Origin of the sequence: Nakamurella flavida, from assembly GCF_030811475.1 — a bacterium.
Classification (GTDB): Bacteria; Actinomycetota; Actinomycetes; order Mycobacteriales; family Nakamurellaceae; genus Nakamurella; species Nakamurella flavida.
Map to the genome: position 1 here is coordinate 894,058 of NZ_JAUSQV010000001.1, position 19,303 is coordinate 913,360.

Sequence of the window (19,303 nt, forward strand, 5' to 3'; positions counted from 1 at the left end):
GACACGGCGTCCAGCCTGCCACCTCCTGGCAGGATGGGCGCTCGTGGACAGGGTCGGATCTTCAGCGGGCGCCGCCCCGGGCGGGTCGCCGGGCGCCCTGGTCGGCCGGGTGCTGGAGGGCCGGTACCGGTTGGGCGCCCTGATCGCCCGCGGTGGCATGTCCGCGGTGTACCGCGCCGTCGACCTCCGGCTGGACCGGCCGGTCGCGGTGAAGGTGATGAATCCCCTCTACGGCGACGACCCGGCGTTCCAGGCCCGGTTCGAACGCGAGGCCCGGCTGGCCGCCGGTCTGCGCCACCCCGGGGTGGTCGCCGTCCACGACCAGGGGCGCGAGCTGGACGGCGGCACCCCGCTGGCCTTCCTGGTGATGGAGCTCGTCGACGGGGGCACCCTGCGCGATCTCATCGCCGCGGACGCCCCGCTGTCCCCCGAGGTCACCCTGGCCGTGCTGGAACCGCTGCTGGCCGCACTCGGCGCCGCGCACGCGGCCGGCCTGGTCCACCGCGACGTCAAACCCGAGAACGTGCTCATCTCGGCCAAGGGCGAGGTCAAGATCGCGGACTTCGGCCTGGTCCGGGCGCTGAGCGCGGCCCCGGAGGCGTCGGTGGCCACGGGGGACGTCATCCTGGGCACCGTCGCCTACCTCTCGCCCGAGCAGGTCGCCACCGGCTCGGCCGACGCCCGCTCCGACGTCTACTCGGCCGGCATCGTGGCCTACGAGATGCTCGTCGGCACCCCGCCGTACACCGGGGAGACGGCGCTCTCGGTGGCCTACCAGCACGTCAACTCCGACGTCCCGGCCGTCGCGGACGCGCTGCCCAACATCCCGGCCGAGCTGGACGACCTGATCTACGCGGCCACCAGCCGCGACCCGGAGGACCGACCCCGGGACGCCTCGGCGTTCCTCGCCGGACTGGTCAGCGTGCGCGCCCGGACCGGCATCGGACACGTCCCGGTGCCGCTGCCGCGACGCCGGGTCGCCACCGGCCCGGACCGGACCACCCTCGCCGCCACCGCGACGCCGACGGACGCGGCCGGGGCCGCCCCGGCCGGTCCCCATGCCACCCGGCTGCTGCCCACCGACGGCGACGACCGCCCGGACGGTCCCGACGTTCCCACCGGGGGCCACGCCGACGACCGACCCGCACCACGCCACGGCAGCTCCCCCTGGGCCCCCGAAGGGGCCCACGGCACCGCGGTCGTCGTCGACACCGACGGCGACCCGGTCCCCGCCGGCCGGACCCTTCCCGGCAGCAGTTTCGACCGCGCCCCGGACGCCGACGACCGTGCGGAGACCGCCGGGTGGCGACGGGAGCAGCGTCGTCGCAGCCTGCGCCGGTGGCTGATCGCGGTCCTCGTCGTGGTGCTGCTGGCCGCGGCGGCGGCGTTCGGCGGCTGGTGGGTGGGCGGCCGTTGGTCCACCACCCCGGCCGCGGTGGGGATGACCCGCCTGATCGCCGAGCAGGCGGTCCGCGATGCCGGACTGGTGCCCGCGGTGAACACGGAGCCGGACGACACGGCGCCGTCGGGTCAGGTCACCGCCGTCCAACCGGCGCCCGGTGAGCGGGTGCTGCGCGGCACCGAGGTCACCCTCGTGGTCTCCGCGGGCTCCCCGCGGGTGCCGGGCGTCCGCGCCGGCACCTCGGTGGCTGCCGCCACCGCCGCGGTCGTCGCGGCCGGCCTGGTCGCCGCCGTCGACCCGGAACCACGGTTCGACGACACCGTGCCCGCCGGGTCCGTGCTGGCCGTCGACCCGGTCGCCGGCACCCCGTTGCGCCTCGGCGGCACCGTCCGGCTGCTGGTGTCCGGCGGACCGGCCCCCGTCCCGGTGCCCGCGGTGACCGGGAAGTCCTCGGAGGACGCGCGCAACAAGCTGGTGGTGGCCGGGTTCGTCGTCGGGACCACGCAACGTCGGTTCGACGCGGACTCCCCCGCCGGCACCCTGCTCGGCACCGATCCGCCCGCCGGCACCGCGCTCCCCCGCGGCAGCACCGTCGCCCTGGTCGTCGCCGAGTCGGTGACCCTGCCGGACCTGCGGGGGCAGGACGCCCAGGCCGCGGCCGACCGGCTCACCGCGCTCGGTGTGACGGTCGACCGGTCCAGCGAGTTCGACTCCGGGGTCGACGGCGGCGCCGTGGCCCGGTCGGAACCGACCGCCGGTCAGCGGGTGCAGGCGGGCAGCCGGGTGACCCTGGTCGAGTCCACCGCGGTGACCGTCCCCAAGCTGAACGGAACGGTGGGTCAGGCCCGTTCCGCGTTGGCCGCACTGGGCCTGCCGCTCCGGGTGACCGCCCTGTTCGGCGCGGACTCGGCCGACATCATCAGCCAGGACCCGAACGCGGGCACCCGGGTCGCCCCGGGTACCCGCGTATCGGTCACCGCCTTCCCCTGACCCCCCGGGGGGGCAGGGATGCAGGCTCAGGCGCGCAGCATCTCCGCGACCAGGAAGGCCAGCTCGAGGGACTGCTGGGTGTTCAGCCGCGGGTCGCACGCGGTCTCGTACCGACCGGCGAGATCCGCGTCGGAGATCTCCTGGGCGCCGCCCAGGCACTCAGTGACGTCCTCACCGGTGATCTCCAGGTGCATGCCGCCCGGGTGGGTACCCAGGTCGCGGTGCACCTCGAAGAAGCCCTGGACCTCGTCCACGATGCGGTCGAAGTGCCGGGTCTTGTAGCCCGTCGACGCCTCGTGGGTGTTGCCGTGCATCGGGTCGCACTGCCAGATGACCTGGTGCCCGGTGGCCTCGACCTTGGCGACGATGTCCGGGAGCACGTCACGGACCTTGCCGTTGCCCATCCGGGAGATCAGCGTCAGCCGGCCCGCGGTGTGGTGCGGATCGAGCCGCTCGACGTACTCGACGGCCATCTCCGGGGTGGTGCTCGGGCCGATCTTCACGCCGATCGGGTTGGCCAGCAGCTCGGCGAACGCGATGTGGGCGCCGTCCAGCTGACGGGTGCGCTCCCCGATCCACAGGAAGTGGCCGGACAGGTCGTAGAGGCGCGGCGTCTCGTGGGTGGTGTCCAGGCGGAGCATGGCGCGCTCGTAGTCCAGCAGCAGCGCTTCGTGCGAGGCGAAGATCTCCACCTCGTGCAGCGAGTGCGAGTCGACCCCGCAGGCGGCCATGAAGCGCATGGCCCGGTCGATCTCGCCGGCCACCCGCTCGTACCGCTCGCCGGCCCGCGAGGTCAGCACGAACTCCTGGTTCCACTCGTGGACCTTGGTCAGATCGGCCATGCCGGTGCTGGTGACGGCGCGGACCAGGTTCATCGCGGCCGCGGAATTCGCGTAGGCGCGCACCATCCGGGCCGGGTCGGCCACGCGGGCCTCGGGGCGGGTGGCGAGGGAGTTGATGATGTCGCCGCGGTAGGACAGCAGCCCCAGCGAATCGGTCTCGGAGGACCGCGGCTTGGCGTACTGGCCGGCGATGCGGGCGACCTTGACCACCGGCAGGGAGGCCCCGTACGTCAGGACGACGGCCATCTGCAGCAGGGTGCGGATGTTGGCGCGGATGTGCGGCTCGGTGTTGTCCACGAACGTCTCGGCACAGTCACCGCCCTGCAGCAGGAACGCCTCACCGCGGGCGACGGCGGCCAGCTTGTCGGCCAGCCGGTCGACCTCACCGGGGACGGTGACGGGCGGGACCGCCTCCAGCACGGTGCGCACGGACCGCGCCTGCTCCGGCTCCGGCCAGACCGGCTGCTGGGCGGCGGGCAGGGCCAGCGCCGCGTCGAGCTGCTCGCGCATCGGCGCCGGCAGCGGCGGCAGGGTCGGGAGGTCGTCCTCCCGGAAGTCCAGATTCCATTTCACCGCACAAGACTAGGCAATCCCGGCGGCGCCCCGTGCCACCTGCCCGTCGGGGCCCGTCCCTGCCCGTCCCTGTCCGTCGCAGCTCACCCGAGCGCGCCGGACGGGTCGGCCCGGCCGGTCAGCGGCCGGTGATCACCGCGTCGGCGGCCAACCAGCGATCCCGGCCGAGCCGGGCGTCGGCCAGCGAGTCGTGCCGGTCGGCGCCGGGATCGGGGATCGGCGGGCAGCCCGCGTACTCCCAGTGCTGCCGGATCTCCCGGGTCAGCCGCGGGACGTCGGACGGCAGCGCGGGCATGGCCCCCCAGAGCTGACCGAGCACGACGTGGTCGTAGGCGGCGTACCAGGCCCACAGCTCGATCGGCAGACCCGGGGCGGTGAGGAACGCGTACAGCTCGTCCCGGATGCGCGTGCGGGACATCCACCGCTTGTCCGCGGGCCCGGGCAGCTTGTCGAGCACGTGCTTGCGCACCCAGGCGGTGGCCCGGGCCGGGTCGAACTCCGCCGAGATGGCGGAGAACTCCCGTCCGTCCTGGGCCACGACACCGATCGACACCAGCTCGATCGTGGTGCCGTCCTCGATGAATTCGCAGTCGTAGAAGTACCGGGCGACCGGACCGGCCGCGGGGGGACGCACCACGCCGGGATCAGCCCGCCTTGGTGCCGGGGAGGCGGGTGACGGTGCCCGGTCCGCGACCCTCGGCGGGCAGCGGGGGCACGGCGGAGACGGCGGGGTGGCCGTGCAGCACCTTGCGCAGCCGTTGGGCCAGGCGGCGGGACAGCTTCAGCCGGGTGCTGCGGCCGCTGGGCGCCGACGGCGGCAGCGCGCCGGGAATGCCGGCGGCGATGTCGGCCTTGACCTTGGCGGCGTAGACGTCCACGTACTCCTGGCCGGACAGCTCCATCAGGCGGTACATGATCTCGTCGGTCATCGACCGTTCGACGAACCGGTCGCCGGCCATGCCCTCGTACCGGGAGAAGTCGAGCGGGCGTCCGACTATCATCGTGATGCGGTGCGGGCGCCACATCTTGGATCCGATGGGATTGACCCGGTCGGTGCCGATCATCACCACGGGGACGACCGGGACGCCGGTCTCCAGGACCATCCGGGCCACGCCCGTCTTGCCCTTGTACAGCCGACCGTCGGGAGAACGGGTGCCCTCGGGGTAGATGCCGAGCAGGTTGCCCTTGTTCAGCAGCTTGATGCCGGTGTCCAGGGCGTCGCGGGCGGCCGAGGCACCCTCGCGGTTGACCGGGACCTGCCCGACACCGGAGAAGAACGCCTTCTTCAGGCGGCCCTTGAGGCCCTTCTCGGTGAAGTACTCGCTCTTGGCCAGGTAGTACACCGGCCGCTTGACGTACAGCGGGGTGAAGAACGAGTCGGCCACCGACACGTGGTTGCCGACGAGGATCGCTCCCCCGGACTCGGGCACGTACTCGGCGCCGATGACCGTGGCGGGGAAGGACACCCGGAGCAGGGGCCCGATGAGCACGTACTTGCACAAGTTGTAGAGCACGTGGAGGAGCCCCTCACCTCGCCGTTGATGTTCCGGCAACCCTACGCCGTCGGGAGGGTTCTGCCGTCCGCGGTGCCGGCGACGCGCGGGCGGGTGGGACGATGTCGGGGACGGGAGCACGATGCTCCACCGGGGACCCGGCAAGGGGCGGCGATGACGGCAGACCGTGAGCGTGCAGCGGCGGGGGCGACGGGCCCGGTGCGCGGATGACCACACCCCACCTCCCCGACGACCCGGCCGACGAGTCCACCGACGGCGGCCCACCGGCCGAGGGCACCACCGGTCCAGACGGGGATCCGGACCGCGGCACCCCGGACCGCGAAGCGCCGGACCGCGACGACCGGAACACCAGCGCGCCGGACCACGACGACCGGAGCGCCGACGACCTGAGCGCCGACGACCTGGACGCCCGGTTCCTGGCCATCGTGTCGGGCATCGCGCCGACCATGACGTGGCATTCCGTTCCGTCGGACACCGCCCTCGACGGGCCCCGTGCCGAAGCCGGCCCGGACGACCGCGGCTCCGCGCCGCTCCGCACCGGTGGGCCGGACGCGGACGACGCCGACCGTCCCGGGAACCTGCTGGACCGCCCCGAGGACGTCACCCCGCCGGTCGGCCCGACCCGGTTCCCGCCGCCCCGTCCCACCCCGTCCGTCGACCGGACGCCGGACACCGCCGACGAGCGGTCCCGGCGCCGCGAGGCCCGTCGCCAGGAGCGCGCGGAGGAACTGGCCGCGTTCCACGCCGAGAAGGCCGAACGCGAGCGCGAGTACGCGGAGGACGACGCCCACTACGAGCCGCCACCCCCGCCCCCGCTGCCCCGCCCCCGGGGTCGCACCGTGGCCGCCGTGCTCGCCATCGCCGCCGGGGTGCTCCTCCTGGCCCGGCCCACGCTGCTGGAGCTCAACCAGGACGTCTCGATCGTGCTGGCCGTGCTGATCATCCTGGGCGGTCTGGGCGTCCTGGTGGCCGGTCTGCACCGGCCGGCCGCGGACGGCTCCGACGGGTGGGACGACGGCGCACGCCTCTGACCCGGGCGGTGCGCCCGCGGCCGGAGCGGTCAGGAGTGCGCGGCCAGCAGCGCCGCGCCGAGCAGGCCGGACCGGTCGCCGAAGCGGGCGAGCTCGACCCGGGGCACCGGCCGGTGGCCGGCCCCGGTGATCAGCCCGGCGAACTCCGACACCGCGACGGGCAGGAACATCCCGGCGGCACTGGCCACCCCACCGCCGACCACGATGACCTCGGGGTCCAGCACGTCGGTGACCAGGGCCAGACCGACGGCCAGCCAGTGGCCGAGCTGGTCCAGGGCGGCGAGCGCGACCGGATCGCCCTCGGTGCCGGCGATGGCGACCATCGTCCCGGTGACGGCGGCCGGGTCGTCCTGGCACAGCCGCCGCAGCACGGGGGCGTCCCGGCCCACCATGGCCTCGCGGGCGGTGTCGGCCAGCGCGGTGCCCGAGCAGTACCGCTCCCAGCACCCGCGCTTGCCGCAGGCGCACCGTCGACCGTCCGGGACGACGGTGAGGTGGCCCAGCTCGGGCGCCACCCCGTGGGCGCCGCGGTAGACGGTGCCGTCGATGACCAACCCGGCGCCGATCCCGGTGCCGAGGGCGATGAGCAGGGCCAGGTCGGACCCGGCGGCGGCCCCCCGGCGGTACTCCGCCCAGGCCGCGGCGTTCACGTCGTGCTCCATCACCACGGGCAGGCCGACCCGCGCCGCCAGTCGGGCGGGCACGTCGGCGTCCCGCCAAGCCAGGTGGGGCGCGAACATGACCCGCTGCCGGTCCTTGCTGATGAAGCCGGCCACGGCCAGCCCCACCCCGTCCACCGGGAAGGTGCTGGCCAGCTTGGTGATCAGGGTGGTGAGCAGGTCCTCGGTCTCGCCCACGGTGTGCGGGGTGCCGGCCCGCAGCGACCCGAGGATCTCCCCGGCCGGGTCGACCACCGCGGCCCGCACGGACGTGCCGCCGATGTCGATGCCGATGGTGTTGCCGGACGGACGGTCGAACAGGGGATTCATCGGATGTCGATCCATTCCACCCGGGCCTGCGGGGCCGTGCCGGTGCCGGTCGATGCGGCCTGGTCTGCGGAGCTGTCCGTCCCGTCGGGGCGGGTCGTGCGTCCCGGCGGCGGTGCGGACGATCCTGCACCCTGCCGGGTGTCGGTGGGGTGACGTCCGGGCTCCGCCGGACGGCCCGGGTCGGTCGCGGCCGGGGACCCGCCGTGGTCCGACGACCCGTGATCCGCCGGGGAGTGATCCAACAGGGAGCGGAGCCCGCGGACCACGACCAGGGCGCCGTCCACCAACCGGGCGGCGGTCTCCGGTCGCTCGCCGCGGACGACGGCGAGCACCTGGCAGAACGGGCATCCGGTGGTGCACGCCGGCCCGGCGGCCGGGGTCGCGTCGGGGGCCGTACCGGCCGGGGTCGACGGGTCCGGTGTCGCGCCGGGTCCGTCCGGGACGGCGGGCCGCGCCGTCGGCTGCAGGGCGGCCAGTCGTTCGGCCAGCACGTCGAGCAGCAGACCGGCCTCGGCGGCCAGCGGGCCCGGTGTGGGGCCCGTCATGACGCCCCCGCCAGGGTCTCGGCGGCCGCGCGCCGCTCACCGGTGGCGCCGGCCAGCAGATCGGTCGGCCAGGCCTGCGGGTCGGCGACGAACTCCACCGTCAGCCGGCCGTCGGCCAGCCGGGCACCCCGGGTCAGGCAGCGCTGGAGCAGGGACGGCAGGGCGATGCGCCGGCGGTGGTCGCCGACGGTGACGATCAGGTCGTCCTGCACCCGACTCAGTCCGACCTCGGCCCGGTCCACGTGCGGGAGGGCGATCTCCAGCCGGTACTCCCCGCCCGACCCGGACACCTGCAGGACGGGGGTCGCGGTCAGCGGCGGCAGCACGGAGGCGCCGGCGAAGGCCGCGACGGCCAGTTCGCCCAACGCGTCCGCGCCGACCGGCTCGCCGGCCTGCGTCGGCACGGCGGTGACCGGGATCCCGGGGAACGACTCGGCGATGCCGGCCAGCACCGTCTGCTGCCCGGCACGCTGCCGAGCGACGAAGGCGCCGTCGGCGGCGTCCGGCAGCACCCGGTTCACCAGCACGCTTTCCACCGGGAACCCGTGCAGGGCCAGGGCGGTGAGCAGCCGTCGCCCCTCGGCGACCACCACGCGCTCGGGGGTGAGCACGATGCGGATTCCGGTGACGGTCGGGTCGGCCAGCAGGTCGCGGGCCCGGCCCAGGTCGGCGAGCAGATCGGCCACGGCGTCCCGCACCTGGGTTGGGGGCGTCGGCCCGCCGGACAGTCCGGCCAGTCCCGCGGCCAGACCGCGCAGCAGCCGGTTCGGTCCGCGCAGCAGCCGGGACGCGTAGAACTGCACCGTCTCCGGCAGTGCCAGGAGCCGCAGCGTCTCCCCGGACGGCGCGCAGTCCACCACGATCACGTCGAACTCGGCGGACTCGGCGTGCCGGCGCAGCTCCAGCAGCGCCACCATCTCCTCGGCCCCGGGCAGCACGGTCAGCTCCTCGGCCTGCACCTCGGCCATGCCACCGGCGGCGAGCATGCCCACCAGGTACTGCCGGATGCCCGCCCAGCTCTCCTCGACGCGGCGACGGGTGTCGACCTGCGCCGCCCACAGACCGGGCACGTCGGCCACCGGGGTGGGATCGGCGGCCACCGGCGCCCCGAGCACGTCGGCGACCGAGTGCGCGGGGTCGGTGGACAGGATCAGCGTGCGGTGCCCCTCCCGGGCCGCCGCGACGGCGGTGGCCACTGAGAGGGTCGTCTTGCCGACGCCGCCCTTGCCGGTGTGCAGCGCGATCCTCACTCGGTCCCGGCCCCGGTGGCCTCGACCCGCTTGCGCAACTCCTTGAGGGCGGTGTCCATCACGACCTTCTCGGCCTTGCGGCGGAAGACCCCGATGAGCGGGATGGAGAGGTCGACGGCCAGGGTGTACACGACCTCCGTGTGCGGGGCGCCGTCCACCGGCGCCACCGGGCGGAGCACGTACGAGCCGCGCTGCGCCTTCTGCAGCTGGCCCTTGACCAGCGTCCAGGAGACGGACCGGTCGTCGGCCGCCCACTGGTAGGCCAGCTCGTAGGTGTCCTTGATCGGACCGGCGTCCATCGAGAAACGGACCTGCGCGGCCCGGCCGCCCTGGCCCGGGTCGGTGACCTCGACGGTCTTCACGGCCCCGGCCCACTCCGGGTACGACCGGAAGTCGGCGATCGCCGCCATGATCGCGGCGGGGTCGGCAGCCATGGTCAGGGACTGCGTGGAGGGTTCGGCCATGGGGGAAGGCTAACCGGCGGGCCGGGGCCCGGGCACCGCTGACGACCGGCCCCGGTCACCCGGACCCGGGTCGCTCAGTCGAGGTCGATCTCGAAGGCCCGGGGGTACCGCTGGAAGTGACCGACGTTGACGCACTCGGTGCGACCCCGCCGCAGCCGGCGGGCGAGCGGCTGGTGGACGTGCCCGAACACGGACAACCGGGGCGTCCACCGGTCGATGGCCTCCACCAGACCCGGTCCCGGCATCTCCAGCCGCGCCGGGACGACGTCGTACCGCAGGGCGGCGATGTCCGGCGGGATGTGCGTGCACAGCACGTCGACCGGTCCGTCGGCGAACACCGCGTCGATGCTCGCCCGGTACTCCGCGGCCGGGCGGACCAGCGGCTGCCACACCTGGTCCTCCGGCGGGCGGGGACCCGCGGGACGACTGCTGGCCCCGCCGGCGACGAAACCCAGCCGCCTTCCGCCGATCTCGACGACCTGGCCGTCCAGGTAGGGCAACGTGTCGCCGGCCACCTCGGTCCAGACGGAGGCGACGTCCACGTTGCCCAGGGTCAGCAGGGTGTCCGGGCCGACCGCGGCCAGCACCTCCCGGTACCGCCCGGACACGACCTCGGCCAGGGTGCCGGCGGGATCGGCGATGGACTCCCACAGGCCCCGGTTGAAGGTGCGCAGGCCCGTGAAGTCACCCCGGGTGCGCAGCGCAGTGAAGTGCCGGACCTTCTCCGCACCGAACAGCGTGCCCAGGATCCCGCCCGCCGGGTCGTGGTAGTCGACGTAGTCGAGCAGGTCCCCGAGGACGATCAGGTGCTCGACCCGTTCGGCCACCCGGGCCAGACCCTCGATGTTGCCGTGGATGTCGGAGACGAAGGAGAGCCGCACCGCCCCAGGCTATCCGGCGGCCGGCACTCCCCCGTGGGACCCGTGTCACCCGCCACCTCGGCTGCCGGAGGCACGGGTCCGACCCCTCCGGCGGGTGGGCTGGTCGCCCGGGCGGCGTCCGCGGCTCATCCGGAGAGCAGGTCGGCCAGTCGCCGCCCGGAGGCCGGCCAGGTCCACTCCCGCTCGACCCAGCGACGACCGGCGGCTCCCAGACGGGCGCACCGGTCCGGGTCGGCGAGCAGATCGACCAGCGTCGCGGTGACGGCCGCCACGTCGCGCCCGTCGACGATCTCGCCGGTCTCCCCCGCCCGGACCGTCTCCGGGGCTCCCCCGGCGTCCCCGGCCACCACCGGCAGCCCCACCGCGGAGGCCTCGAGGAAGACGATGCCCAGCCCCTCGACGTCCAGCCCGCCGCCCCGGGTGCGGCACGGCATGGCGAACACGTCGCCGGCGGCGTAGTACGCCGGCAGTTCGTCGAACGGCACCGCTCCGGTGAACACCACGGCGTCGGTCACCCCGCACCGCCGCGCCTCGGCCGTCAGCCGGGCCCGGTCGTCGCCGTCGCCGACGATCAACAGCCGGGCTGCGGGCACCTGGGTACGGATCCGCGGCAGGGCCCGGACGAGGACGTCCTGGCCCTTGCGGCGGACCAGGCGGGACACGCAGACGATCACCGGACCGTCGGTCAGGCCGTGCCGGGCCCGGATGCGGGCGCGGCCGTCGGGGTCGGGACGAAAGCGCCCCGTGTCGACCCCGGGGGGCAGGCTCTCCAGGGCGGCGTCCGGGCCCAGGGCCGCGGCGATCCGGGACCGTGCGTACCGGCTGACGAAGGTGACGACATCGGCGGTCCGGCCGATCCGGCCCAGCGCCTGACGTGACGCCGGCAGCATCGACCAGCCGACCTCGTGACCGTGGGTGCTGGCCACCACCTGACGGATCCCCACATCACGCAGCGACGGCCCCAGTAGCGCCAGCGGGGCGGCCGCACCGAACCAGGCCGCCTGGCAGCCGTACCGGGTGACGAGTTCCCGGGCACGTCCGCGCACCGCCGGCCCGGGCAGCATCAGGGACGTGGGATGCCGGTGGACCGGGTAGGGCTGCGCGGCGTCGAACTCCTGTGCACCAGGCCACGCCGGGGCGTAGACGACCAGGGCGTCGGGTGGCACCTCGCGGGTCAGGGCGTGCACGTAGGACTGGATCCCGCCGGTCCGGGGTGGGAAGTCGTTCGTGATCAACAGCGTGCGCCGCACCGCGTCTCCTGTGCCTGGGATGGGGCCGGAGCATGACAGAACCGCCGACGGCAGGCCGCGAGGGCCCGCCGTCGGCGGTGGTCCGGGATGCGCCGGCCGTTGGCCGGGGGCGATCAGCCGACGCGGTGGCCGGTCGGGTTGGGGCCGCCGCCGGCGACGGTGGTGACGTAGACCGGCTTGGACTCGGTCGAGGCGTGGACGATCTGGCCGTTGCCGATGTACATGCCGACGTGGCTGACCGGCGAGTAGTACGTGACCAGGTCACCCGGCTGCAGCTGGCTCAGCGGGACGCTGGGCAGCCCGGCCTGATCGCGGGAGGTGCGCGGGATGGAGACCCCGGCCTGGGCCCAGGCCCAGGAGGTCAGCCCGGAGCAGTCGAACTGGTTGGGACCGGCTGCGCCGTAGACGTAGCGGGAACCGACCTTGGACAGCGCGGCGGCGACGGCGGCCTGGCCGGCGGAGCTGCCTCCGGAGGCAGCGACCGGGGCGGACGCGGCCGGGGCCGCGGCAGCGCTGGCGGACGACGGAGCGGCAGCGGCGGGCTCGGCCGAGCGGTCGGCCCGATCGGCCCGGGGGGCGGCGACGGCGGCGGCAGCGGCCTGGGCCGCTGCGGCCTGCTCGATCTCGGCCTGGGCGGCGCGGTTGGCCTCGGCCTGACGGGCCTCCTCGGCGGCGATCGCCGCGAGACGCTCCTGCTCGGAGAGGCTGTCGTACAGCGCCTTGTAGCTGGCGACCTGGGTGTCGAGCTCGGCCTTGCGGGTGACGACGTCGGCAGCGGCCTGCTGGGCGGCGACCTGCGCGGCGTCGGCCTCGGACTTCGCGGCCTCGGCGGCGGACTCGGCGGCGTCGGCGTCCGCCTTGGCCTGGGCAGCGGCGGCCTTCGCCGCGAGGGCGTCGGCGAGCGTGGTCTGGGTGTCCTCGGCGACCCGGTCCAGGGAGGTGACCTCGTCGAGGAAGTCGTCCGCGGAGTCGGCGGTCAGCATGGCGCTGAACTGGTTCAGCCGGGCGCCCCGGAAGCTGGCGTTGGCGAACGCGTTGACCTTGACCTGGTAACCGGCTGCGGCGGCGTCGGACTCGACCGACCGGGCCTGCGCGGCGGTCACCGCGACCCGGGAGGTGTCCACCTGGGTGGCGGCCGCAGCGGCGGCGGCGACGGCGTTCTGCTCGTCGACCTGCGCCTGCAGCACGTCCTCGTTCAGCACCTCGGACTGGCGCTCGGCGTCCAACCAGGCCTGCTTGGCGTCCTGGGCCGTCTCCGGCGTGGCCGGGTCGGCGGACGCCACGGTGGCGGGGACGAGCGCGAAGGCCAGCACGGCGGCGGTGCCGACGGCGACGGTCTTCGCGTAGGCGGTGAGCCGCCGGGAACGGGCCGAGACGCTCGTCGTCCTGAGGATGGGCAGGACGGAACGCTCGAGATGCTGATTCGCCAACGCAGGCGTGCCTTTCCTTCGTGCCGCCTACCGGGTTAGCTGACGGATTCGGGCCAGGAAGTAGCCCTACCCCGGCGTGACACGCGCACGTGCCATCGGCGGGGATTCACCCCAAAGAAAACCTGGTTCCCCGGTTCGACGGCGGAAGGCACGTCGATTCGGCGGTGACCTTGTGGCCTGCCCGTATGGCAAACCGATGTGGAAGATCTCGGTCAGGTTACGAGACGGATACGAGCGAGTCCAGTTCCGGTTGCTTGAAAGCGACATGTTCACCCGTGTGCTTTCTCACCCGGGCCCGTCCGTCGCACAGGAAGACGGGGCGCGCCCGGACGCACAGACTTCACCCCCGGCGGAGGCGCGACGGCGTTCCGACGGGTGAGCGGACTTCGTTCCGACGACCCGCAAACTCGGGGACGGACCCGTCACCCCACCGCGCGCTGCCCCCGTCGTGCCCGTGCCGCAGCGTGTTCGCGGGGAGACCGGAGCTCCAACGGGGTGACCAGGCGCAGCGGCGGGATGAGACCGGAGTCGGCCAGGACGCCGAGGGCGGCCCGCTCGGTCTCGTCCCACTCCACCCCGTCCGGGGTCGAGCCCATCAACACGGTCACCACGCAGCCGCTGCACGCCGCGCCCCGGACACTGCACTGATCGCAATCGACATGCATCGCTGGACCGTCCTTCTGTCGTCCGCCGGGCCGGATCGCCCTTCCGCACGGACGCTAGAGGCACCCTCCGACAGTCCCCCTCGCACTGATCACGACCGTTCAGCCCAGGAGATCCAGCAGCACCGGTGACGGCGCCGTCCGGGCCCCGTTCCGGCGGGCCCGCTCCACCACCTCCTTGTCGGAGGACACCACCACGACCACCCGACCGGTCGGCTCCCCGGCCACGAGATCGCGGATCACGTCGTCGGCCGGGATCCCCGGCGGCGAGAAGAGCACCCGGATGCGACGGCCCGGCGGAGCCGGGGCGACCACCGCGGCACCGTCGAAGACCACGGTGATCTCCGCCGACGTCCGCGCCGACAGCGCCGAGAGGGCACGCACGAGCCGGTCCCGCTGATCGGCCAGGGACAACGCCGGATAGCCCGTCTTGGTGACGTTGTAGCCGTCCACGACCAGGTGCGCGGCGGGCAAGGTGAGCCAGCCGGTCAACCGGGTCGCGTCCACCGGCGCGGTACCCGCCCGGGGGGCCGGCAGCGTCGCCGCCACCAGGTCGGCCGGGTCCGCCCCGCCCGAGGTGATCCCCCATTCCCGGCGCAGTCCGCGCACCGCGCCCTCGGCCGTGGCCAGCAGCAGCTCCACCCGGCGACCGTCGGCCGCCGTGCGCTCGCGACCCGCCTCCCGCAGCCTGGCCAGCGACAGCTGGGCCTGTTCGGCCCGGGCCTCGGCGTCCCGGGCACGCTCGACCGCCCCCGCGGCCTCGGCCCGCGCCACGTCGAGCTCGGCCCGCACGGCGGCCTGATCGGAACGGGCCCCCGCCTGCGCTGTCGCGAGGGCGTCCTGCAGCTCCCGGACCCGGGTGCCCTGCTCCCGCAGTCGGGTGCGCAGCCGGGCGACCTCCGGGCTCTCCTGACCCACCGCCGCGCCACGCAGCGCCTCGTCCCGTTCCAGCTGCAGCCGGTCGACCTGGTGCCGACTGCGCGCCAGCGCGTCCCGCAGTGCGTCGGTGGACGCCGCCGGGTCGGACTCGGGGTGGGCCGCCCGGACCTCGGTCAGCACCTCCGCGAGCTCGGTCGACCGCAGCAGGAAGGCCAGGGCGGCACGGTGCACCGGGTCGTCGACCCCTCGGCCACCCGACCGGCGGCCGTCCGGTGCGGCGGTCGCCGCGGGGGCGCCGGCGGCGACCGCGGCCCGGAAGGCCGGCTCGCCGTCCAGCACCCGGGCGAGGGCGGCGGCGCCCGCACGGGCCCGCTTGGCCGGGGCGAACCGGGCAACCGACCGCAGGGCGGCCGGGACCTCGGACGGCGGCAGGGTTCCCACGGTGATCGCGGCCCACCCGACCACCCGGGCGCGGACCGGCTCGGGCAGACCGCCCGTCCGGGCCGGGGATTCGGCCTCACCCTCTACCAGAGGTTGAGAGTCTGCGTCCGTCATGGCGTCCTCCTGCTCGATCCGGGTGGCACTCGTGGTCCCGGACGGTGACATTGTCCGGGGTCCGCGCGGTCCCGCCGGACGCCGCCCGTCGTCGCCCGCCGCCGCCGTCCCTGTGGCCCGGCGGGGTCATGGCGGTCCCGCGCCCGGTCGGTCACCCCGGCCCCGCCGCCTGCTCAACCGGCACTGTCGTACCGGTGTCCTAGCGTCCGCGACATGACCTTGACGAGCGGGGACCGGACCTGGACGGGGTGGGACGGCGCCGGTCGGCGTCCCCCCGGTCTGAGCCCGATCGTGCGGCCGCCGGGCAGCAGTTCCCGCCTGTCCGGACCCGCCGTGGACAGCGGCCAGCACACCTTCGACGAGCTGGGCGACCCGCTGCGCGAGGTCACCTTCGTGGTCGTCGACCTGGAGACCACCGGCGGTTCGGCCCAGACCGAGGCGATCACCGAGATCGGTGCGGTCAAGGTGCGGGGCGGCGAGGTGCTCGGCGAGTTCGCCACCCTGGTCGACCCGGGGCGGTCCATCCCCCCGCAGATCACCGTGCTCACCGGCATCTCCGACGCGATGGTGGTGGACGCTCCCCGCATCGGCACGGTCCTCCCGGGCTTCCTGGAGTTCATCCGTGGATGCGTGCTGGTGGCCCACAACGCGTCCTTCGACGTGGGTTTCCTGCGCGCGGCGTGCGCGCAGCTGCAGATGGTCTGGCCCGCCCCCGCGGTGGTGTGCACGGTCCGGCTGGCCCGGTCGGTGCTGAGCAAGGCGGAGGCACCCAGCGTCCGTCTGTCGGCCCTGGCCCCCCTGCTGGGCTCCCGGGTCGCCCCCGACCACCGCGCGCTGACCGACGCCCGGGCCACCGTCGACGTGCTGCACGCCCTCTTCGAGCGGCTCGGCACGGTCGGCGTGCACAGCCTGACCGAGCTGCGCGACGCCGCCCGGGACGTGGCGCCGGGTCGACGCCGCAAGCGACACCTGGCCGATCACCTGCCGGCGGCGCCGGGCGTCTACCTGTTCAAGGGCCCACGGGACGAGGTCCTCTACGTGGGCACCTCGCAGGACCTGCGACAGCGGGTGCGGTCGTACTTCTCGGCCAGTGAGACCCGCCCGCGCATCGCCCGCATGGTGCTGCTGGCCGAGCGCGTGGACCACGTCGAGTGCGCGCACGCCCTGGAGGCGGAGGTGCGCGAGCAACGGTTGATCGCCGCCCACCAACCTCCGTACAACCGCCGGTCGAGAGCGCCGATGAAGGTCTGCTGGGTGGTGTTGACCCAGGAGGCCTTCCCGCGCCTGTCGATCGCCCGGCGACCCGCCGACGGCCAGTCGTGTCTGGGGCCGTTCACCACCCAGCAGGCCGCCCGGACGGCTGTCGAGGCTCTGCACGACGTGGTGCCCATCCGGACGTGCACGGCACGCATCTCCCGGCGGGCGCCGTCCGGATCGGCCTGCGCCCTGGCCGAGCTCGGCCGCTGCGGGGCGCCGTGCGAGGGCCGGCAGGGGCCGGATGCCTACGCGGAGCACCCGGACCGGATCGCGGCGCTGTTCGACGGCCGGTCGGACGAGGTGCTGGTCGCTCTGCGGACCCGGCTGCAGATGCTGTCCGCCGGGGGCCGGTTCGACCAGGCCGCCGTCCTGCGCGACCGGTTGTCCGTGCTGGCCGCGGCGGTGGACCGGCGGCAGCGGCTGGGGGCCTTCGCGGCCATCGACCACCTGGTGGTGGCCCGGCCGGACGGCGGCGGGTGGGAGCTCTCCGTGGTCCGCCGGGGTCGGCTGGTGGCCAGCGGTCGGGCCCGGCGCGGGGTCGACCCGATGCCGGTGGTGGAGCTGCTGGTCGCCTCGGCCGAGACGGTCCTGCCCGGCGTCGGCCCGCTCCCGGCGGCCTCCGCCGAGGAGACGGGGACGGTGCTGCGGTGGGTGGACCGGCCGGGATCGCGCCTGGTGCAGGCGAGCTCTCCCTGGGTCAGCCCGGCCGGCGGTGCCGGGCGGTGGCGCTCGTTCATGGCCACCGCCGACCTGGCCCGTGGGTCGCTGAGCCGACGGTGGTGAGCCGACGGCGGTGAGCCGACGGTGGTGAGTCGACGGTGGTGAGCCGACGGTGGTGAGCCGACGGTGGTGAGTCGACGGTGGTGAGCCGACGGTGGTGAGCCGACGGAGATCCGCACGACGGCCGGGCCGACGGGCACGCCCCGGCATACGATGCGCCCGCCGGGGTCGAGCCCCGGCAGGGCGAGAGGGAGTGGACCGATGGTGACCGCGATCGTGCTCATCCACGTGGATGCCAGCCGCATCCCGCAGGCCGCCCAGGAGATCGCCGACATCCCCGGGGTGGACCAGGTGTACTCGTGTGCCGGTGACGTCGATCTGGTGGCGATCACCCACGCCGCCGACCACGAGCAGATCGCCGAGCTCGTGCCCGGGCACATCTCGCAGGTGCCGGGCGTCCAGCGCACGATCACCCACATCGCGTTCCGCTCCTACAACCAGCGGGACGCCGACGACGCCTTCTCGATCGGCGGCTGACCCGGCGTCACACCCGGCCCGGACCGGGGCCGCGCCCCCCGCGGCCCGTCCGCGGGTGACCGGCCGGACGGTCAGCCGGCGAGACGTCGCCCGACCTCGACCCACCGGTCCAGCAGTCGTTCCGCCCCGCCGTCGTCGAGCGCGGCACCCGCGCGCTCCATCCCGCGACGCAGGTCGGCGGTGAGGTCGTCGGTGAGCCCGGCGTGGGTGGCCAGGGCCGCGGCCGCGTTCAGCACCACGGCGTCCCGCACCGCGCCCCGCTCGCCGGCGAACAACTCCCGGGCCGCGGCGGTGTTCACCGCGGCGTCCCCACCGGCCAGATCGGCCGGCCGGGCGGGTGGGATGTCCAGATCGCGTGGGTCCACGGTGTCCCGGCGCACCGCACCGTCCCGGACGACCCAGACGCTGGACGTGGTGGTCGTGGTCAGCTCGTCCAGCCCGTCGTCGCCGCGGAAGACGAGGACCTCGGCGCCGCGGCGGGCGAACACCTCGGCCATCACCGGCGCCATCGTGGGGTCACCGCACCCGATGGCCCCCGCGACGGGCTGGGCGGGGTTGGTCAGCGGGCCGAGGAAGTTGAAGACGGTGGGGATGCCCATCTCCCGCCGGGGAGCGGCGGCGTGGCGCAGGGACGGGTGGTAGACCGGCGCGAAGCAGAAGCCGATGCCGGCCTCCCGCACGCACTCGGCCACCGCCGCGGCCGGCAGCGACAGCGGGACCCCGAGCGCCTCCAGCAGGTCCGCGGCCCCGCACTTGCTGGACGCGGCCCGGTTGCCGTGCTTGACCACCGGGGCGCCGGCCGCCGCCGTCACCACCGCGGCCATCGTCGAGATGTTCACCGTGTTGGCCCGGTCGCCGCCCGTGCCGACCAGGTCCACGGCCCGCACCGGGATCTCCACCCGGACGGCGTGGGCGAGCATGCTCCCGGCCAGGCCGGCGACCTCCGCCGCCGTGGCGCCCTTCGCACGGAGGGCGACGGCGAAACCGGCGAGCTGGGCAGAGGTGGCCTCCCCCGCCATGATGCGGTCCATCACCCAGCCGGTGTCGGCGTCGGCGAGATCGTTCCGACCGAGCAGGCGGGTCAGCAGGTCGGGCCACGTGCGCGTGGCGGTCGGGTGCGTCACGGGCGGCCCGGGGTCCCGGCCAGGTCACCGTGCAGGACCCTGCGCAGCACGTGGGCGACCGTCTCGGCCGCGGTCACCGGGTCGAGCGGGTGCACCAGGACCTCGCTCGCCTGGGCCCAGGTCGCCAGCCAGCGGTCGTCGGCCCGTTTCACGACCAGGATCACCGGGGGGATCGGCGCACCACGGCGTCCGGCCTCCTGGTGGATCTGCCGGCTGATGCCGATGCCGCCCGTCGGCTGTGCCTCGCCGTCCAGGACGACCACGTCGACGCCGCCGGAGTCCACCGCCATCAGCACCTCGGCCACACCGGTCGCGTCCAGGAAGTCGATGCGGCCGATGTCGGCGGCCGGTCGGCGGCCGATGGCGGACCGGATCTGCTCGCGCACCTCGGGCCGGTGGCTGTGCACG

The 19,303-nt window shown here is 74.8% G+C and carries 18 protein-coding genes and 1 riboswitch; of the genes, 4 read left to right on the forward strand and 14 right to left on the reverse strand.

The genetic code is table 11. The features are described from left to right. Positions 1-43: 43 nt before the first annotated feature. Entirely contained in the window at positions 44-2,392 is a 2,349-nt protein-coding gene (gene pknB / locus J2S58_RS03930; protein WP_205256197.1) for a Stk1 family PASTA domain-containing Ser/Thr kinase, read from the forward strand. 26 nt (positions 2,393-2,418) lie between these two features. On the opposite strand, the gene J2S58_RS03935 is transcribed toward pknB, so the two are convergent. From J2S58_RS03935 to J2S58_RS03945, 3 genes are all read right to left on the reverse strand, one after another. Beyond that, positions 2,419-3,807 (reverse strand): class II 3-deoxy-7-phosphoheptulonate synthase, encoded by a 1,389-nt coding sequence (locus J2S58_RS03935; protein ID WP_306826350.1) that lies wholly within the window; start codon positions 3,805-3,807, stop codon positions 2,419-2,421. A 118-nt stretch (positions 3,808-3,925) separates the two neighbouring features. Then, a complete protein-coding gene (locus J2S58_RS03940; protein ID WP_306826351.1) occupies positions 3,926-4,444 on the reverse strand; it encodes a polyadenylate-specific 3'-exoribonuclease AS in 519 nt (172 codons plus the stop codon). A gap of 7 nt (positions 4,445-4,451) precedes the next feature. Beyond that, positions 4,452-5,321, reverse strand: coding sequence for a lysophospholipid acyltransferase family protein (locus tag J2S58_RS03945; RefSeq protein ID WP_205256196.1), 870 nt, complete (start codon positions 5,319-5,321; stop codon positions 4,452-4,454). A gap of 206 nt (positions 5,322-5,527) precedes the next feature. Here J2S58_RS03945 and J2S58_RS03950 point away from each other — a divergent pair, with 206 nt between their 5' ends. After that, positions 5,528-6,352, forward strand: coding sequence for a DUF308 domain-containing protein (locus J2S58_RS03950; RefSeq protein ID WP_205256195.1), 825 nt, complete (start codon positions 5,528-5,530; stop codon positions 6,350-6,352). A 29-nt stretch (positions 6,353-6,381) separates the two neighbouring features. On the opposite strand, the gene J2S58_RS03955 is transcribed toward J2S58_RS03950, so the two are convergent. The 9 genes from J2S58_RS03955 to J2S58_RS03995 form a co-directional block, all read right to left on the reverse strand. Then, positions 6,382-7,341 carry an ROK family protein gene (locus J2S58_RS03955; protein ID WP_205256194.1) on the reverse strand — a complete coding sequence of 320 codons (960 nt, stop codon included), beginning with the start codon at positions 7,339-7,341 and terminating at the stop codon, positions 6,382-6,384. After that, positions 7,338-7,886 carry a hypothetical protein gene (locus J2S58_RS03960; RefSeq protein WP_205256193.1) on the reverse strand — a complete coding sequence of 183 codons (549 nt, stop codon included), beginning with the start codon at positions 7,884-7,886 and terminating at the stop codon, positions 7,338-7,340. Before J2S58_RS03960 ends, J2S58_RS03955 begins: the two co-directional genes overlap by 4 nt. Beyond that, positions 7,883-9,136, reverse strand: a complete 1,254-nt coding sequence (locus J2S58_RS03965) for an ArsA family ATPase (RefSeq protein WP_205256192.1) — start codon at positions 9,134-9,136, stop codon at positions 7,883-7,885. Before J2S58_RS03965 ends, J2S58_RS03960 begins: the two co-directional genes overlap by 4 nt. Further along, positions 9,133-9,600: an SRPBCC family protein gene (locus J2S58_RS03970; protein WP_205256191.1), complete on the reverse strand. Its 468-nt coding sequence runs from the start codon at positions 9,598-9,600 to the stop codon at positions 9,133-9,135. Before J2S58_RS03970 ends, J2S58_RS03965 begins: the two co-directional genes overlap by 4 nt. Positions 9,601-9,674: 74 nt before the next feature. Then, the gene (locus tag J2S58_RS03975) at positions 9,675-10,481 is read right to left on the reverse strand and encodes a metallophosphoesterase family protein (RefSeq protein ID WP_205256190.1); all 807 of its coding nucleotides are present in this window, start codon (positions 10,479-10,481) and stop codon (positions 9,675-9,677) included. Between the two features lie 125 nt (positions 10,482-10,606). Then, positions 10,607-11,731 (reverse strand): glycosyltransferase family 4 protein, encoded by a 1,125-nt coding sequence (locus J2S58_RS03980; RefSeq protein ID WP_205256189.1) that lies wholly within the window; start codon positions 11,729-11,731, stop codon positions 10,607-10,609. A 113-nt stretch (positions 11,732-11,844) separates the two neighbouring features. Further along, complete coding sequence (locus J2S58_RS03985) at positions 11,845-13,161, reverse strand: C40 family peptidase (RefSeq protein WP_205256188.1); 1,317 nt, start codon at positions 13,159-13,161, stop codon at positions 11,845-11,847. Positions 13,162-13,170: 9 nt separating this feature from the next. Then, a riboswitch (cyclic di-AMP (ydaO/yuaA leader) is annotated at positions 13,171-13,335 on the reverse strand. Between the two features lie 248 nt (positions 13,336-13,583). Further along, the gene (locus J2S58_RS03990) at positions 13,584-13,772 is read right to left on the reverse strand and encodes a hypothetical protein (protein ID WP_205256187.1); all 189 of its coding nucleotides are present in this window, start codon (positions 13,770-13,772) and stop codon (positions 13,584-13,586) included. A gap of 153 nt (positions 13,773-13,925) precedes the next feature. Further along, on the reverse strand, positions 13,926-15,257 hold the full coding sequence (locus J2S58_RS03995) for an NYN domain-containing protein (protein WP_205256186.1): 1,332 nt from the start codon (positions 15,255-15,257) through the stop codon (positions 13,926-13,928). Positions 15,258-15,470: 213 nt separating this feature from the next. Here J2S58_RS03995 and J2S58_RS04000 point away from each other — a divergent pair, with 213 nt between their 5' ends. Continuing rightward, the gene (locus J2S58_RS04000; RefSeq protein WP_205256185.1) at positions 15,471-17,297 is read left to right on the forward strand and encodes a DEDD exonuclease domain-containing protein; all 1,827 of its coding nucleotides are present in this window, start codon (positions 15,471-15,473) and stop codon (positions 17,295-17,297) included. A gap of 198 nt (positions 17,298-17,495) precedes the next feature. Further along, on the forward strand, positions 17,496-17,771 hold the full coding sequence (locus tag J2S58_RS04005; RefSeq protein WP_205256184.1) for an Lrp/AsnC family transcriptional regulator: 276 nt from the start codon (positions 17,496-17,498) through the stop codon (positions 17,769-17,771). A 71-nt stretch (positions 17,772-17,842) separates the two neighbouring features. On the opposite strand, the gene trpD is transcribed toward J2S58_RS04005, so the two are convergent. Beyond that, positions 17,843-18,895, reverse strand: coding sequence for an anthranilate phosphoribosyltransferase (gene trpD / locus J2S58_RS04010; protein ID WP_205256183.1), 1,053 nt, complete (start codon positions 18,893-18,895; stop codon positions 17,843-17,845). Then, entirely contained in the window at positions 18,892-19,302 is a 411-nt protein-coding gene (locus tag J2S58_RS04015; RefSeq protein WP_205256421.1) for a hypothetical protein, read from the reverse strand. Before J2S58_RS04015 ends, trpD begins: the two co-directional genes overlap by 4 nt. Between the last annotated feature and the right edge of the window lies 1 nt (position 19,303).